Genomic DNA, 14,500 nt, shown 5'->3' with positions numbered 1-14,500 from the left:
GGCACGCCGCCAGCGTTCGTCCTGAGCCAGGATCAAACTCTCCATAAAAGTGGTGAGTTGATTGCTCAACTGCTGGCGTTGATGTCTCCATCAACATTCCAATTGCGTAGTTTACACTACGACTTTTTATACTTATGAGATATCGTGTATCTCTTCGTACGCTTGGCTTTTGTTCAGTTTTCAAAGAACTTGTTTGTCGTTATCAGCGACTTTTAAATAATAACATTTCGTTATCAGGAAGTCAATAACTTTTTTAAAAAGTTTTTCTTGTCCGCTGCAAGATTCCTCCGCAGCGACAAGTAATAATTTATCATGCCACAAGAAATGAGTCAACACTTTTCTCAAAGAAAATCATTTATTTTATATTTTGTTTGAAATATAGCTTTCGCAGGTGTTTCTTTCTTTACTATTGTAACAAATTCTTTCTCTATTAAAACATTTAAAATCAGTTCTAGATCAATTCGATATTCTTGAACCTCTGGAATAGCTAAAAGTTCAGAGATCGAAACTTCTCCTTCAATAGAGCGCAGAACATCCAAAAAATGATTTGATCCGAGTTCCAGTTTAGAAATGATAGCTACCTCTAGTGCTAAGATCAACAATTCAATTCTTTTGTTAAGCGGTTCTTCACTATTTAAAGCCTCTTGATACAGCTTATGAATTTCAGGTTCAATTTTTTTTACTTGCTCCCAAACCGTCACTTCTGGATAAAAACCATCTTTAATGACCGCGATTCTAGCTAAATGATGAAGCGCGTGAAATAGATTACTGAATCCATCTAGAATATACCCACGACTAAAAAGTGCCTTGCCCTCTTCAAACCTACGGAGTAGTTTCGCAAACTGAATCGTTAATTTTTTGGTACGGTCTCCTGGTGGAAATGTATCAATGCGCTGCTTTACTTCCTGCATAAACTCATTACGATCATAAACAATCTTTCCATTCACAAGCCAATCAATTAACCGGCGTTGATTTCCTGTTATTAATGAATGGTGCATCATATCTTGACTCATTGTATGAAAGGCAATTCTTTTACCTGATGCTTCATAATGTTTGCTAACCCAATCTATGACGCCATCAGAGATCAGCAAAATAATCGCATCAAATCCGTCTGTACTTAAAAAGGATGAATCGTCCTTCTTTAAAACGAGAATGGCACATGTGTGCTCTTTACTCGCTTGATCCTGATAGAGTTGTCTTAATAAAATATCCATGATGTTCCTCCCCGTAGAAAAACTGCTCTCAAAGTTCAACGTCTATTTCTTTCAATTCAACAAAAATGATAAACTTCCTTCTTTACCTTTATAGAAATGACTGTTTGGATGCGCTTTCTATGTTATACTTTTGCTAAGGAGGCGGAGAATGGCTATTAAATATTCAAACAAGATTAATAAGATAAGAACCTTTGCTCTTTCCTTAGTCTTTATCGGAATCCTCATTATGTACATAGGCATCTTCTTTAAGGGCAATGCGATTATTATGACGATTGCCATGTTAATTGGCTTTCTCGCTGTTATATCAAGTACAGTTGTCTACTTTTTTATTGGCATGCTTTCAACGAGAGCTGTTCCTGTACAATGTCCTAACTGCGAAGGACACACTAAGGTCTTAGGTAGAGTTGATGCATGTATGCACTGTAATCAGCCACTGACTGTAGACAAAACGCTTGAAGGCCTAGATTTTGATGAAAACTATAACCGAAAATCAAGTAAATCATAACAACCTAAAAAAATAAAGCCCATCGGTCTAAGCTGATGGGCTTTGTATTTGTTCTGTTTAATGTTCAACCTTGCCTTTACAATCTGCACAAGTACCATGAATCTCCATTCGATGGCCACTTACGTCAAAACCAGTAACATGCTCTGCCAACGACTCCACTTCATTTAGTCCAGGATAATGGAAATCAACGATCTTGCCACACACATTACAAATAGCATGATAATGATCTGTTGTCACACTGTCGAATCGACTGGACGAATCTCCATACGTCAATTCTTTTACAATCCCTACTTCTTTAAATACACGTAGGTTATTATACACAGTTGCAACACTCATATTAGGAAATCTACCTTCAAGCGCTTTATAAATATCATCTGCAGTAGGATGAATCAATGATTCATATAGATACTCCAAAATGGCGTGGCGTTGAGGAGTCATACGGACACGAGTGCTTTTAAGAGCCTCAACTGCTTCATGCAGGCGATGATTTGTTGACATCGTCACGCACCTCGCTTTCGAAACCTATTCTTACTTTATAATAATTATAAGGCAAGAATAAACTCCCTGTCAATTAGACGAATTACTGATTGGCGAGCAGAGCAGACAAATCGCCTGACTTCATTAGAAATGACGTGTAACGATGAGGTCGTTTGTCCTTGCGTTGTTTTTTCTTTTCTACATTTAAGCATGCCTCTTTTAATGAGTCACGTAATCCAGGTAAGTCATCTTCGTTTGCTCCAAATAAAAACGTAGTACTTCCTTTACGCAAGAAACCTCCTGAGCTCGCAAGCTCCGTCATCCGGTACCCTTTTTCTCTTAATTCTTTTTCCACTTGTTCCTTATAAAAGTCATCTAAAATACAGACAAGTAATTTCATAAGAGCCTCCCTTTTTTAAAAGCCTACTCTTCATTTAATTCTTTTAGAAAAGCGAGCACTTCATTGGCATGTTCTTTTACACTTACTTTACGCCATTCTTTCACTAAGTTAAAGTCTTTATCAATGATAAAGGTTGAGCGAACAATCCCCATATATTCTTTCCCAAAGTTCTTCTTTAACTGCCATACTCCATAGGCTTCTGCTGCTTTTGCTTCTTCATCAGAGAAAAGTGGAAATGGCAGTGAAAATTTTTCGGTAAAGTTCTGATGTTTCTTAATCGAGTCTGGACTAACACCAAGTACAACTGCACCTTGATCTTTTAAAGGTGTTGTTAAATCTCTAAAGTCACACGCTTCGGTTGTACATCCAGGTGTATTATCTTTCGGATAAAAGTAAAGAACGATGTACTGTCCTTTGTAATCTGAAAGAGATTTCGTTTCCCCTGTTGTAATTGGTAGTGTAAAGTCTGGTGCCTGTTTGCCAACTTCTGCGGTCATCTAATCATTCCTTTTCTTCATATTATAATAAATCGTAATCGATTCTTTCTTCATTATCAATGTTTTAGGTCTTTCCATGTATTTTTACCCTATCCTATGTTTCTTTAATCACCTTGCTCCCTCAAAAAAACTTGCCTACCCCTTACCTGTATGGTTGAATGGCTAAGAGAGACTTAGATTGCTGGAGGGTATTTTTTTATGGAAAGAGTTAGATCAGAACATTTATATACTGAAGCGAAAGAACATATTTTAGGTGGAGTGAATAGTCCTTCACGTGCGTTCAAGGGAGTTGGCGGAGGTACGCCTGTTTTTATGAAACGTGGCTCCGGTGCATACTTCTGGGATGAAGATGATAACAAATACATTGATTTCTTAGGCGCATACGGTCCTATTATTGCCGGGCACGCCCATCCGACGATTACAAAAGCCATTCAAACAGCTGCTGAGAACGGCGTATTGTATGGTACACCAACAAAGCTTGAGAATGAGTTTGCTGCCAAATTAAAAGGTGCGATTCCATCACTCGAAAAGGTACGCTTTGTTAACTCAGGAACTGAGGCTGTCATGACAACTATTCGTGTTGCTCGTGCCTATACAGGGCGAGATAAGATTGTTAAGTTTGCGGGATGTTACCACGGACACTCTGACTTAGTTCTTGTTGCAGCGGGATCTGGACCAGCTACACTCGGTACACCGGATTCTGCAGGGGTAACTAAAAACATTGCAAAAGAAGTTATTACCGTTCCGTTTAATGACATTGATGCATATCGCGAGACATTAGAAAAATGGGGTGCGGAAATTGCCGCTGTTTTAGTCGAACCGATTGTTGGGAACTTTGGAATGGTTGAGCCTGCTCCTGGGTTTCTGCAGCAAGTGAACGAGTTAACCCATCAGCATGGCGGACTCGTTATATACGATGAGGTTATCACTGCATTCCGCTTTATGTACGGCGGGGCGCAAGACTATTTAGATGTCTACCCTGATATGACGGCTCTTGGCAAAATCATTGGTGGCGGACTGCCAATCGGAGCTTACGGTGGTCGCGCAGACATTATGGAGAAGGTTGCTCCACTTGGACCTGCTTATCAAGCTGGAACTATGGCAGGAAACCCTGCTTCTATGTCCGCTGGGATTGCTTGTCTAGATGTGTTAGCCGAAGAAGGAGTATACGAACACCTAAACCAATTAGGAGAGCGCCTTGAGACAGGATTATTACAGCTTGCGCGGAAACATCATGTTAAATGTACGGTGAATCGCGTAAAAGGAGCATTAACACTGTATTTCGGAACTGAGACGATTACGAACTATGATCAAGCTGATGCTACCAACAGTGATCAATTCGCTATATTCTTTAAAGCAATGCTTGATCAAGGAATTAACCTAGCTCCTTCTAAATTTGAGGCTTGGTTCTTAACGATTGCACATACAGAAGCAGACATTGATCAAACGCTTAAGGCGGCCGACGTTGCCTTTGCAGAGGTTGCTGCCACGTTCGAATAATCATTGTTTCATTTATTAACCTGGAAAGGATTCATCCAAGATGAAATTAGGAGCTAGGATATTTAAAACGGGGCTTGCGATTATTCTTGCTTTGTATCTTGCTGAATGGGTTGGGTTAGAACCCCCAACCTTTGCAGCGATCGCGGCTGCATTTGCTATTCAGCCATCGATTTATCGAACATTTAAAACCTTACTTGACCAGTCCCAAGCAAACGTAATTGGAGCCGTCCTCGGTGTAGTGTTTGTCATTACATTCGGGAATGAGCCCTTTGTTGTTGGTGTGGTGGTTGCCTTATCCATTGCCATCATTTTAAAGCTAAATCTTCAAGCTGCAACGATTCCAATCTCAATCGTAACCATTATCATTATTATGGAAACACCTAGTGATAACTTCCTTCAATTCGCTGCAGGCAGGTTCTTTTTAATCATACTAGGGATTTTAGCAGCATTTATCGTGAATTTGATTTTCATTCCACCTCGATATGAATTGAAGTTATATGAACGAATGACTAAAGCGGTGAACGAAACGATTCAGTGGCTCATGCTATTTGTTCACAGAGATGCCGATTTGAAAATGTTAAAGCAGGATATCGATCGTCTTTACTCTGAGATGGAAAAGCTTGATACATTGTTTGATCTCTTTAAGGAAGAACGAACGTATTTCTTAAAACGAAGCTTTGGAAAGGCTAGACGTGTAGTCGTGTTTAGACAGATGGTGCATACATCTAAAAAAGCTCTTGATGTGCTAAGTAGCTTTGATAAACGTTTAAACGAAATAGACGAACTGCCACCGCGAGTGAGAGAGATTATTCAAAGTCAGCTTGAACATTTAACAACGTATCATAACCGAATTATGATGAGATACGCTGGTAAGGTGAGTAGCAACCCTTCCGATGAATTAGTCAGTGATATTGATAAAGGTCAAGCGAAGTTAACGAATTTGTTTGTTACACTTTATGAAGAGCCTGAATTTGATTTGGCACAATGGCATCACTTTTTGCCCGCCATTTCAGAGGTCATTGAATATCATGAAGAACTAGAGTATCTGGATCAACTAGTTGAAAACGTAACTTCTCATAATGAATCATCATAGGAAAAGCCGTGAACTGTTAGAGTTCACGGCTTTTTATTAATTTAGTTGCTGGACTTGAAACAGTTTGTGATAACTGCCTTCCTTCTTCATCAGTTCATCATGAGAACCAACTTCACTGATTTGTCCATTTTTAATCACAACAATCCGATCAGCTGATGTGATTGTTGACAAGCGGTGAGCTACAATGAAGGTTGTGCGATCTTTAGCCAGTGTACCAAGCGCCTCTTGAATATAATGCTCACTTTCAAGATCCAAGGCTGATGTTGCTTCGTCAAATATGAGGATTGGTGGATTCTTTAAGAAAACTCGTGCGATCGCAATTCTCTGTTTCTGTCCACCTGATAGTTTCACACCTCGCTCCCCCACCTGTGTATCATATCCGTGGGCGAGTCCAAGAATAAATTCGTGTGCGTTTGCGAGTTTCGCTGCCTGAATGACATCCTCATCTGTCGCATCAGGATTCCCCATCTTAATATTCATCTTAATGGAATCGCTAAATAAAATATTGTCCTGCAGAACCATTCCAATCTTGTCTCGGAGCGTCCGCACCCGAAAGGAGCGAATGTCATGATTATCAACAAGAATGCGTCCTTCTGTCACGTCATAAAACCTTGGAATAAGACTAATGAGGGTACTCTTTCCGCCACCACTCATGCCTACAAACGCAATGGTTTCGCCGCTTGTAACATCTAGATTAATGTCCATTAACACGGGTTCACTTTCTGGTTCATACGAAAAAGATACGTGCTGGAATGATACATCCCCGTTCACTTTGTCTAGATCAGATGCCTGATCGGAATCCTTAATATCATACTTCTCATCAACAAATTCAAACACCCTATCCATTGATGCAATCGATTGAGTAAGCGTTGTTGATGAGTTAATTAGCCTTCTAAGCGGACTATACAATCTCTCCATATAAAGAACAAAGGCCGTCATTGCCCCTATCTCAAGGCTGTCTGTAATAACAAAATAACCTGAAACCAATAACACCAGTAATGGTGCAAAGTCCGTAATGGTATTCACCACTGCAAATGTTTTAGCATTCCAGCTTGTATGATCAAGAGCCTTATCTAAGAAATGATTATTCCGTTTGGCAAATGCCTTCTGCTCATGATCCTCAAGAGCGAAGCTTCGGATAATGTTCATTCCTTGCACTCGTTCATGCAGGTGCCCCTGAACTTCAGCTAATGCTTGAGACCGGTCTCTCGTTAAACCTCGGAGCCTTGCATAGAAATATTTAATGGATAGCCCGTACAAAGGAAACATGGATATGGCTACAATCGTTAGCCAAAAATGTAGATTCATCATAATGACAATAGCAATAACGATCGTAAAAAGGTCGAGCCAAATGTTCATTAATCCTGTAATCACAAAGTTCTTTGTCTGTTCCACATCATGAATGACTCGAGAGATGATCTCTCCTACTTTACGATTGGAGTAAAAACGTAAACTCAGCTTTTGAATATGTCCAAACAGCTGATCTCTTATATCAAACAATACCTTGTTCCCAATCCATTGTGCGAAATACTGCCTGTAATATTCAACCGGTGGCCGAATAACGACAAAAAGAAAAAACATTCCTCCCATCATCCAAAACAGGGTGGAAAGCTTATCTGCTTGACTCAAGGCATCATTTAGAATGAGATCATCAATGATGTACATCATCACGAGTGGAAGGAGCAACGGTATGCCGAATTTTAAAATACCAATTACAATTGTAGCTGCGATTTGTTTCCAGTATGGCTTAACAAACACCATATACCTACGGATACTACTCAAATTACGTACACCTTCTTCTGAATAAAGAAAGCCTGGAATCCAGGCTTCTTAGCTTATCGATATTGCAGATACCGCTCGTACCAGCTTTCTACAAATTGCGGAGCGAATGGACCTTTTCGTTGGTGAATCCATGAGATTAATTCATCTACACTTCTTCTTAAAATGCCATCAAGCTCCGGAGGATAATTCATCGCTTTACTGTGAAGCTCATATTCATCTTCATCCAAAAGCTTAAAGGTCATGTCCGGAAACACCTTTATGTCGAGATCGTAATCGATATACTTTACTGCCTCGTCATCCCATGTAAAGGGTGTGCCAAGGTTACAGTAATAGTAAATACCGTCAGAACGAATCATACCGATTGTGTTAAACCACGTCTCTGAATCAAAATAACAGATTGCCGGCTCTCGTGTCCGCCAATTTCGACCATCTGATTCTTTCACGATAATTCGATCATTCCCACCAATTACGACTTTTGACGTCCCTTTAAGCACGATTGTATCTTCCCAAATGCGATGAAGTGATCCATTGTGTTTATAACTATGGATTTGAATGTTGCTTCCTACTTTGGGAAAGTTCATAAATGGCTCCTTTCTATTGATTCGGACGCCATAAACAGGCTAAATCCTGTTTACTGCAAAAATTAACGTACTAACCATCTTTTTATCCACTTTCATTATACAGTTTTCCATATCGTTTTGAAACGGTAAGCGCCTGAAATGATAAAACAAGCATAAGATTTAATATGTATACATGTAAAAACGCCCTCTAAACCGATTGGTCAGAGGACGTTTGCTCTGTCATAAAAACAGAGTGTTACTGTTGTGTTTTTTTAGACTGAGACTGAGCGTTTTGTTTCTTCACTTGTTGTACATCTGTTTCAGATGCAAATTCAGTGTTGTAGCTCCCTTGTTTAGAAGCTTGGTTTTGCTTTTGAACAGTCTTAGCGTTTGTATTTGTTTTGTTTTCCATGGTTTATCACCTCCACAACAATTAAGATGTCCTGGAGGCGCAAAACTTATGCAAACATTTTTAAGTTAATAACGATATCCCGCCATCAACGATTAATGTTTGTCCGCGAACCATATTTGCTTCATCAGATAATAAGAAAATGGCTGCATTCGCCAAATCAGACGGCTCTACCACACGTCCAGCCGGAGTCCGTTTGGCTGCATCTGCAAGTAGTTCTTCACGGTTTGGAAAATGAGTAAGAGCATCTGTATCAACCGCTCCACCAGATACAGCATTTACAGCAATATTCATTGGTGCAAGCTCAACAGCCAAGTAGCGAGTTAAGGCTTCAACTGCCGCTTTTGATACTCCAACTGTCGTATAGTTAGGTAAGTATCGAATGGAACCAAGTGAACTTAAGCTAACCATTCGTCCCCCACCGCTTTTAGCCATAAGCTTTGCTGCTTCTTGAGCACCAAAGAGAAGCGCCTTTGCATTAATGTCCATTGTCCAATCCCAATGATTCTCTTCTAACTCCATTAAAGGGCGAAGAACACCTGAGGCTGCATTGTTTACAAATACATCAAGGCGACCATATTCTTCTTCTACAGTCTGGAACAATTCTTTTAATTTCTCTGGCTTCCCAACGTTTGCTTTAACGACAATCGCCTTTTGACCCATTGCTTCTATTTCAGCAGCTGTATCAAGTGCCGGCTGCTTACTTCTTGCATAGTTGATAACCAAGTCATATCCAAGACCAGCTAAACGTAAGGCAATTTGCTTACCAATTCCTCTACTGCTTCCTGTTACAACTGCTACTTTTTGACTCATTTTTATTTCCTCCATTCAAATCTGCCCACTTATTATAGCGCATAGCCATCAACCATGAAAGCCACACTAAACGTAAATAAACAAATGAGGAGGACTGTAAATGTATGTAGGACGTGATATGACGGAGCTTTCAATGATGGGCAAGGACAAATGGACAGATAAAGAACTTGCTTATTTCCACCATAGCTTAGGACAAATTGCTCCTTATTTAAATCAGGAAGGTGCATCCATTCATACTCAGATTATAAAAGAAATTGAATCAAGAGGTGGCATGCATCATAGTGCAACCTATACACAAGGGACGGAAATTCATTATGACTAACGAGGAAGACAAGCAGCTTTATTATGTGAACCTCAATCCAATCAGCATGGATACAATCAGTCCCGTTCGTGTCAATGATGGCCAGCTTATTGAGTATGAAATAGAAGCGACGCTAAGTGAACGTGAGGATCTTGAACACTTACTGCACGAGGTTCAAGCCCATGATGTTGAGCTTGGTAATCTCATTAGCTTTAGGCATTTTGATGACATGGAAGGCGATGCAGATAAAAACGAGTATCAGCGAGGGTTAAATGACATTTTCGATGAGTTGTATAAGTTAGGTACAGAAGAAACTAAGGCTAAGATTAAAGAGATTCATTTGATTAATAATGAGATGTGAGTAAGCATTCGCGTCAAAAACGAGAGACTGAAACAAAATTAAAGTAGATCTTAAAACATGAATATAGCATGATATCCGCTGCAGGAGAATCCCCCACCCGCGTAGTACGGCCTCAGCCTACCCGCTGTAAACCCACAGCTACAGAGTCTTCACCGCTTATTTATCCACAGGAGATTCGGGTTCTCCTTTCGCTCGATTCATAATAAAAAATGCGAATGGCGAATGATTTGATTGATGAACCATTCGCCATTTTCATATTAATCTTTAGTCGAGTCCACACGTCTTTTTATTGCAATATCTACACTCCCATCACTGCGAAATAGTTCTCTTCGTAATCTGAAAAGTTAAATACTCTTCCTGCTCTCATATCAACGATCTCTCCAACTATAATGCCTTTGTCCTTCATCGATTGATACAGTTCATCCAATTGACTAGCGTAAAACATTAAGGACGGCGTTCCCAATGATAATTCCGGTGACATTTCAGCAATTTTGGTTTTGTTATGCAACACGATATGGCTGCCTTCACCATTTTTCGGAGCCAGTTCAATCCAACGCATTCCATGTCCAGTTTGATCTGATATCACCTGAAATTCTAATACCTCTGTCCAGAATGCGACTGATTGATCTTGATTCTCTACATAAAGCATGACTTGTCCTAGTTTTTGAATCATAGAAACCCCTCCCAAATGTTAAAATATCAGATTATTTCCCTAAAATGAAATCTACAATGTATTCAATGATATTTTAACACAAAGGATTCTAGTTAAAGCAGCTACATTAAAATAAAAGCCTGGGTCCACATACAGTTGAACACCAGGCAGGCATTGTTTAAAAATTTGATTTTGATTGTCCCCCATCAACGTTTAAGGTTGCCCCAATAACCCAGCTTGCTTTTTGCGAGGCTAAAAACACAACAGTGTGAGCGACCTCTTCAGCCGAACCAAATCGTCCAGCCGGAATTTCCGCTTCGACAAATGCCCTCATCTTCTCAGGGTTTTCATCCACTCTTTTTTGCCAGTTACCGGACGGGTGTAAAATAGATCCTGGAGCAACACCATTTACACGAACTCCATATTGAATTGCTTCATCCGCAAAGGCTTTAGTGAAGCTAATTAAGGCAGCCTTAGCACCATTGTAAGTCGGCTTCCCCCCTGATTCACGACCAAACACAGATGAGATATTAACAATTGCTCCATTTTGGTTTTGCTTCATCTGTTGAAACGCTAATTTACTAAAATGAACCGCTGAGAAGTAATTTAAATCAAAGGCTTCTTGAAATGTATTCATTTCTGTTTCATCCACTGTAGAACCATTACTTCCACCTACATTATTGATCAGGATATCTACGGTACCTAGTGTTTCTGTTACCTCTTGGAAAGCACGTTCGCGTTCACTCTCAACCGAAAGATCAGCTTGTACTGTAAAGACCTTCAGTTCCTTTGCACATAGCTGTAATTCATTTTTACCTCGAGCTGCAATGGCAACTGTCGCTCCTTCTTCTAAAAAAGCTTCGGCAATGGCCCGTCCAATGCCTTTTGAACCACCTGTAACAAAAACTACCTTACCGTTTAATTGCAAGTCCATGCTTATTCACCTCGAATGGATTGAGTAATGATCTTTTGATGAGACACCGGAAAAGCAAATGATTCCAATTCAGCTTCCGTTACCCAACGTAAGGACGTTTCTTTTGTTGAGATTGCTTCTTCTGCCTCTGCTTCAAATACAGAAATGTTCCATATGATGTGCGAAAACACATGCTCAATGGTCTGAACAGGCTCTGAATACGTATACGCGTGAATTCCATATTCCGTTTTTAGTCCTTCCTCTAATTCCTGATTAAAACCAGATTGAATGACTTCAAAATTAGGGAACTGCCATAAGCCTGCAAGTAACCCCTTCTCAGAACGTTTTTCAATGAGTAACTGCCCTTTTTTATTTCGCACAATAAATGCAGCCATTTGCTTAGGAACAGCCTTCTTCTTTTTTGATTTCACCGGAAGCTCATTTTGTAAACCTTGTTTGTATGCCCCACACTCACTTTGCACTGGACATAACAGGCAACCAGGTGAGGTAGGTGTACAGACAAGTGCACCAAGCTCCATTAAACCTTGATTAAAGGCGGAGGGATCGTCCGGATCAATTAGTTCGTAAAGTTCTTGTTCAAAGGTTTTTCTTGTTTTTGCTTTTGCAATATCTTCATCTATAAGTAGTACCCTTGATAGCACTCTCATTACATTTCCATCTACAGCGGGTTCAGCTTTGTTATAAGCAATACTTAAAATAGCTCCTGCGGTATAAGGTCCTACCCCTTTTAATGTAGAAATTTCTTCCCTTGTATTTGGAACAATTCCACTGTATTCTGCAACAACTTCACGGACTGCCGTTTGTAAATTTCGTACGCGGGAATAATAACCTAAGCCTTCCCACGCTTTTAAAATCTCATCTTCTGTCGCATCAGCTAATGCAGTAAGTGTTGGAAACTGGCGCATGAAATTTAAGTAAAAAGGAATAACGGTATCTACTCTTGTTTGTTGGAGCATAATCTCCGAAACCCAAACACGATATGGGTCCCTATTTTCGCGCCACGGAAGGTCGCGTTGGTTATGGTAAAACCAGCTTATAAGCTGGGATCTAAAAGCCTTAATATCTATTTTTTCTGTACAGCGTAATTCCAAACATGCTCACTCCTTACGTCTTTTTAGCAAAGGCCCAGCAATGCATCTTAATAAGGCCACCATCAATTGAATGATCTAGTTCTCCAAAAACGGTATGGGTTTTGATTTGACGAAGCTCTTTTAAACGCTGATAATGGGATAACGATGATGCGTCAAACATTTCAACGTACAACAAAGGTTGATCACATGCCTCAAACCATTCAATGTTTGTTGCTCCTTCTTGAGCCAACTCGCTTAAGATGGTAGGCATATGTGTTTCATAGGAAACCTTCGCATCAGCTTGAATTTTATATTCAATAAACACACGTATTGATTGATTCATAAACCACTCATCCTTATCACCTGATTTGGGTTGGAACCATTAAAGGAGGCTCCCCTGTTTCATGGATACAACAACACATATTGTGATGGGTATTAGCCTTGGCGGACTAGCAACGATAGACCCTGCAGTCGCATCTAATCCTGTGATGCCTGGTGCTGTTATGGCTTGCGCAATTATTGGTTCACAGGCACCCGATTTTGACACCGTTCTAAAATTAAGAAATAACGCCGTATATATTCGAAACCATCGCGGCCTCACACATTCCATTCCGGCAGTATTAATCTGGACACTTCTTATTTCTGGAGTTGTATCTCTTTTAGTTAGTGGATCAGATTGGCTACATTTACTGCTGTGGACATTTATTGCTGTTTTCCTACATGTATTTGTAGATATCTTTAATGCTTATGGAACTCAAGCACTCCGTCCCTTTTCAAATAGGTGGATTGCCCTTGGAGTCATAAATATCTTTGACCCATTCATTTTCACAGCACACTTAGTTGCCATTCTTTTATGGTGGAGTAATTTACTATCAGCTGGACCTGTGTTCTTAACTCTATACGGACTTTTATTTGTGTATTATGGTTGGAGAATCCTTGAGAAAAAACAAGTAGTCCAAAATGCAAGACAGCTGCACCCTGATGCCACACATATTTTTGTTTCACCGTCCATTCGTTGGAATCAATGGCATCTTGTCATTCGAACACCTACTATGCTTCATGTAGCAGAATCAAGACAGCGTGAAATCAACTTTTTTGAACGATATAAGTTCGTACCCATTCCAGAGACAGATATTATTAATGCAGCAAGAAAAGATCCAAACTTGTCCGCATTTCTATCCTTCTCGCCAACATATCGATGGGAAGTTGATGAGAGTAAGGAAGGCATGCAAGAGGTTCGTTTTTACGATTTGCGCTACCGAAGTAAAGGACATTATCCCTTTGTAGCCATTGTTCAAATGGACCAAGATTATACCATTGTTTCTTCCTATACAGGCTGGGTATTTAGTGAAGAAACACTTCAAAAGAAATTAAAGGTTGTTACGTAATGAAAAAGGAGGGTGACCAAAGGGTCTCCTCCTTTTTGTCTAACTTATTCGTTCAAGTGACTGAATTTCTTTTGACCTGGCTCATATCGATGTAGGTATGGACCATACTGCTCAATCCATTTAATTACAATCGCTTCAGTTGTTTCAGGTCCTCTATACGGACGACCTGCCTTTGCCCGAGTTGCTTCAAAGTCCTCCCATAGACTCTCCACCCAAGTTCGTGCTTGGTCACGAGTCATCTCAGCGTTCTTTTCAAGAAGTCGTTCAGCTAGCTCTTCAAATCGTTTTTCCATTTATCATTCTCCTTTACAATAATTACGTCTTATAGTTCTTCGCTTCTAACACACAATAGAAGTAGGCCACCAGGAGAGGAGGCTGCAGCATGAGAAACAAAGCATCTCATTTTCCAGGTAGGATCTCCTTATCGGGAGAGCCTAAAGCAAAACCTGAATTCTCTTCAAAACGTGCTGATGGTACGATTGCGGATCGACCTCAAGAGCGGATGTTTCGCTCAAACACCAATCATTCAAGCAAATGACGGAGG

Annotated in this window: 20 protein-coding genes; 7 read left to right on the top strand and 13 right to left on the bottom strand. The window is 40.1% G+C overall.

The genetic code is table 11. The features are described 5' to 3' along the window. Positions 1-341 precede the first annotated feature (341 nt). On the bottom strand, positions 342-1,214 hold the full coding sequence (locus tag ACQKKO_RS19430; protein WP_498650128.1) for a nucleotidyltransferase-like protein: 873 nt from the start codon (positions 1,212-1,214) through the stop codon (positions 342-344). Positions 1,215-1,362: 148 nt separating this feature from the next. Here ACQKKO_RS19430 and ACQKKO_RS19425 point away from each other — a divergent pair, with 148 nt between their 5' ends. Beyond that, positions 1,363-1,719, top strand: coding sequence for a YgzB family protein (locus tag ACQKKO_RS19425; protein WP_203090286.1), 357 nt, complete (start codon positions 1,363-1,365; stop codon positions 1,717-1,719). Between the two features lie 57 nt (positions 1,720-1,776). Here the strand turns inward: ACQKKO_RS19425 and perR are convergent, their stop codons facing one another. The 3 genes from perR to bcp form a co-directional block, all read right to left on the bottom strand. Beyond that, positions 1,777-2,217 carry a Fur family transcriptional regulator gene (gene perR, locus ACQKKO_RS19420; RefSeq protein ID WP_203090296.1) on the bottom strand — a complete coding sequence of 147 codons (441 nt, stop codon included), beginning with the start codon at positions 2,215-2,217 and terminating at the stop codon, positions 1,777-1,779. An 82-nt stretch (positions 2,218-2,299) separates the two neighbouring features. Next, a complete protein-coding gene (locus tag ACQKKO_RS19415; protein WP_203090298.1) occupies positions 2,300-2,596 on the bottom strand; it encodes a cyclic-di-AMP receptor in 297 nt (98 codons plus the stop codon). 23 nt (positions 2,597-2,619) lie between these two features. Further along, positions 2,620-3,093, bottom strand: a complete 474-nt coding sequence (gene bcp / locus ACQKKO_RS19410; RefSeq protein ID WP_498650125.1) for a thioredoxin-dependent thiol peroxidase — start codon at positions 3,091-3,093, stop codon at positions 2,620-2,622. 198 nt (positions 3,094-3,291) lie between these two features. On the opposite strand from bcp, the gene ACQKKO_RS19405 reads away from it, so the two are divergent. Both ACQKKO_RS19405 and ACQKKO_RS19400 read left to right on the top strand, forming a co-directional pair. Then, a complete protein-coding gene (locus ACQKKO_RS19405) occupies positions 3,292-4,593 on the top strand; it encodes a glutamate-1-semialdehyde 2,1-aminomutase (protein WP_498650123.1) in 1,302 nt (433 codons plus the stop codon). A gap of 40 nt (positions 4,594-4,633) precedes the next feature. Next, positions 4,634-5,686: an FUSC family protein gene (locus tag ACQKKO_RS19400; protein ID WP_498650121.1), complete on the top strand. Its 1,053-nt coding sequence runs from the start codon at positions 4,634-4,636 to the stop codon at positions 5,684-5,686. A 36-nt stretch (positions 5,687-5,722) separates the two neighbouring features. On the opposite strand, the gene ACQKKO_RS19395 is transcribed toward ACQKKO_RS19400, so the two are convergent. From ACQKKO_RS19395 to fabL, 4 genes are all read right to left on the bottom strand, one after another. Continuing rightward, the gene (locus ACQKKO_RS19395) at positions 5,723-7,468 is read right to left on the bottom strand and encodes an ABC transporter ATP-binding protein (protein WP_498650119.1); all 1,746 of its coding nucleotides are present in this window, start codon (positions 7,466-7,468) and stop codon (positions 5,723-5,725) included. Positions 7,469-7,521: 53 nt separating this feature from the next. Continuing rightward, positions 7,522-8,049, bottom strand: coding sequence for a nucleoside tri-diphosphate phosphatase (gene ntdP, locus ACQKKO_RS19390; RefSeq protein WP_203090303.1), 528 nt, complete (start codon positions 8,047-8,049; stop codon positions 7,522-7,524). A 235-nt stretch (positions 8,050-8,284) separates the two neighbouring features. Then, a complete protein-coding gene (locus ACQKKO_RS19385; protein ID WP_203090304.1) occupies positions 8,285-8,440 on the bottom strand; it encodes a gamma-type small acid-soluble spore protein in 156 nt (51 codons plus the stop codon). Between the two features lie 60 nt (positions 8,441-8,500). Then, complete coding sequence (fabL, locus tag ACQKKO_RS19380; protein WP_498650115.1) at positions 8,501-9,250, bottom strand: enoyl-[acyl-carrier-protein] reductase FabL; 750 nt, start codon at positions 9,248-9,250, stop codon at positions 8,501-8,503. A gap of 100 nt (positions 9,251-9,350) precedes the next feature. On the opposite strand from fabL, the gene yfhS reads away from it, so the two are divergent. Together yfhS and ACQKKO_RS19370 are read left to right on the top strand one after the other, a co-directional pair. Further along, a complete protein-coding gene (yfhS, locus tag ACQKKO_RS19375; protein WP_479828087.1) occupies positions 9,351-9,572 on the top strand; it encodes a mother cell protein YfhS in 222 nt (73 codons plus the stop codon). Continuing rightward, positions 9,565-9,912 carry a hypothetical protein gene (locus ACQKKO_RS19370; protein WP_498650112.1) on the top strand — a complete coding sequence of 116 codons (348 nt, stop codon included), beginning with the start codon at positions 9,565-9,567 and terminating at the stop codon, positions 9,910-9,912. Before yfhS ends, ACQKKO_RS19370 begins: the two co-directional genes overlap by 8 nt. A gap of 298 nt (positions 9,913-10,210) precedes the next feature. Here the strand turns inward: ACQKKO_RS19370 and ACQKKO_RS19365 are convergent, their stop codons facing one another. The 4 genes from ACQKKO_RS19365 to ACQKKO_RS19350 form a co-directional block, all read right to left on the bottom strand. After that, positions 10,211-10,585 carry a VOC family protein gene (locus tag ACQKKO_RS19365; protein WP_498650111.1) on the bottom strand — a complete coding sequence of 125 codons (375 nt, stop codon included), beginning with the start codon at positions 10,583-10,585 and terminating at the stop codon, positions 10,211-10,213. A gap of 157 nt (positions 10,586-10,742) precedes the next feature. Further along, positions 10,743-11,498: an SDR family NAD(P)-dependent oxidoreductase gene (locus ACQKKO_RS19360; protein WP_498650109.1), complete on the bottom strand. Its 756-nt coding sequence runs from the start codon at positions 11,496-11,498 to the stop codon at positions 10,743-10,745. A 2-nt stretch (positions 11,499-11,500) separates the two neighbouring features. Then, the gene (gene mutY, locus ACQKKO_RS19355) at positions 11,501-12,589 is read right to left on the bottom strand and encodes an A/G-specific adenine glycosylase (protein ID WP_498650106.1); all 1,089 of its coding nucleotides are present in this window, start codon (positions 12,587-12,589) and stop codon (positions 11,501-11,503) included. A gap of 13 nt (positions 12,590-12,602) precedes the next feature. Further along, entirely contained in the window at positions 12,603-12,911 is a 309-nt protein-coding gene (locus ACQKKO_RS19350; protein ID WP_498650104.1) for a hypothetical protein, read from the bottom strand. Between the two features lie 61 nt (positions 12,912-12,972). On the opposite strand from ACQKKO_RS19350, the gene ACQKKO_RS19345 reads away from it, so the two are divergent. Further along, positions 12,973-13,956: a metal-dependent hydrolase gene (locus tag ACQKKO_RS19345; protein ID WP_498650102.1), complete on the top strand. Its 984-nt coding sequence runs from the start codon at positions 12,973-12,975 to the stop codon at positions 13,954-13,956. Between the two features lie 44 nt (positions 13,957-14,000). Here ACQKKO_RS19345 and ACQKKO_RS19340 read toward each other — a convergent pair whose 3' ends face one another. Then, positions 14,001-14,249, bottom strand: coding sequence for a YfhJ family protein (locus tag ACQKKO_RS19340; RefSeq protein WP_498650099.1), 249 nt, complete (start codon positions 14,247-14,249; stop codon positions 14,001-14,003). Between the two features lie 89 nt (positions 14,250-14,338). Here ACQKKO_RS19340 and sspK point away from each other — a divergent pair, with 89 nt between their 5' ends. Beyond that, positions 14,339-14,494 (top strand): small acid-soluble spore protein K, encoded by a 156-nt coding sequence (sspK, locus tag ACQKKO_RS19335; protein WP_343129856.1) that lies wholly within the window; start codon positions 14,339-14,341, stop codon positions 14,492-14,494. Positions 14,495-14,500: the final 6 nt, after the last annotated feature.

The sequence above is a fragment of the Alkalihalobacillus sp. NPDC127517 genome, from assembly GCF_050276055.1.
GTDB lineage: Bacteria > Bacillota > Bacilli > Bacillales > Bacillaceae_D > Alkalicoccobacillus.
Note: the sequence above shows the minus strand (reverse complement) of the source record. Positions and strands in the feature narration are given on the sequence as shown.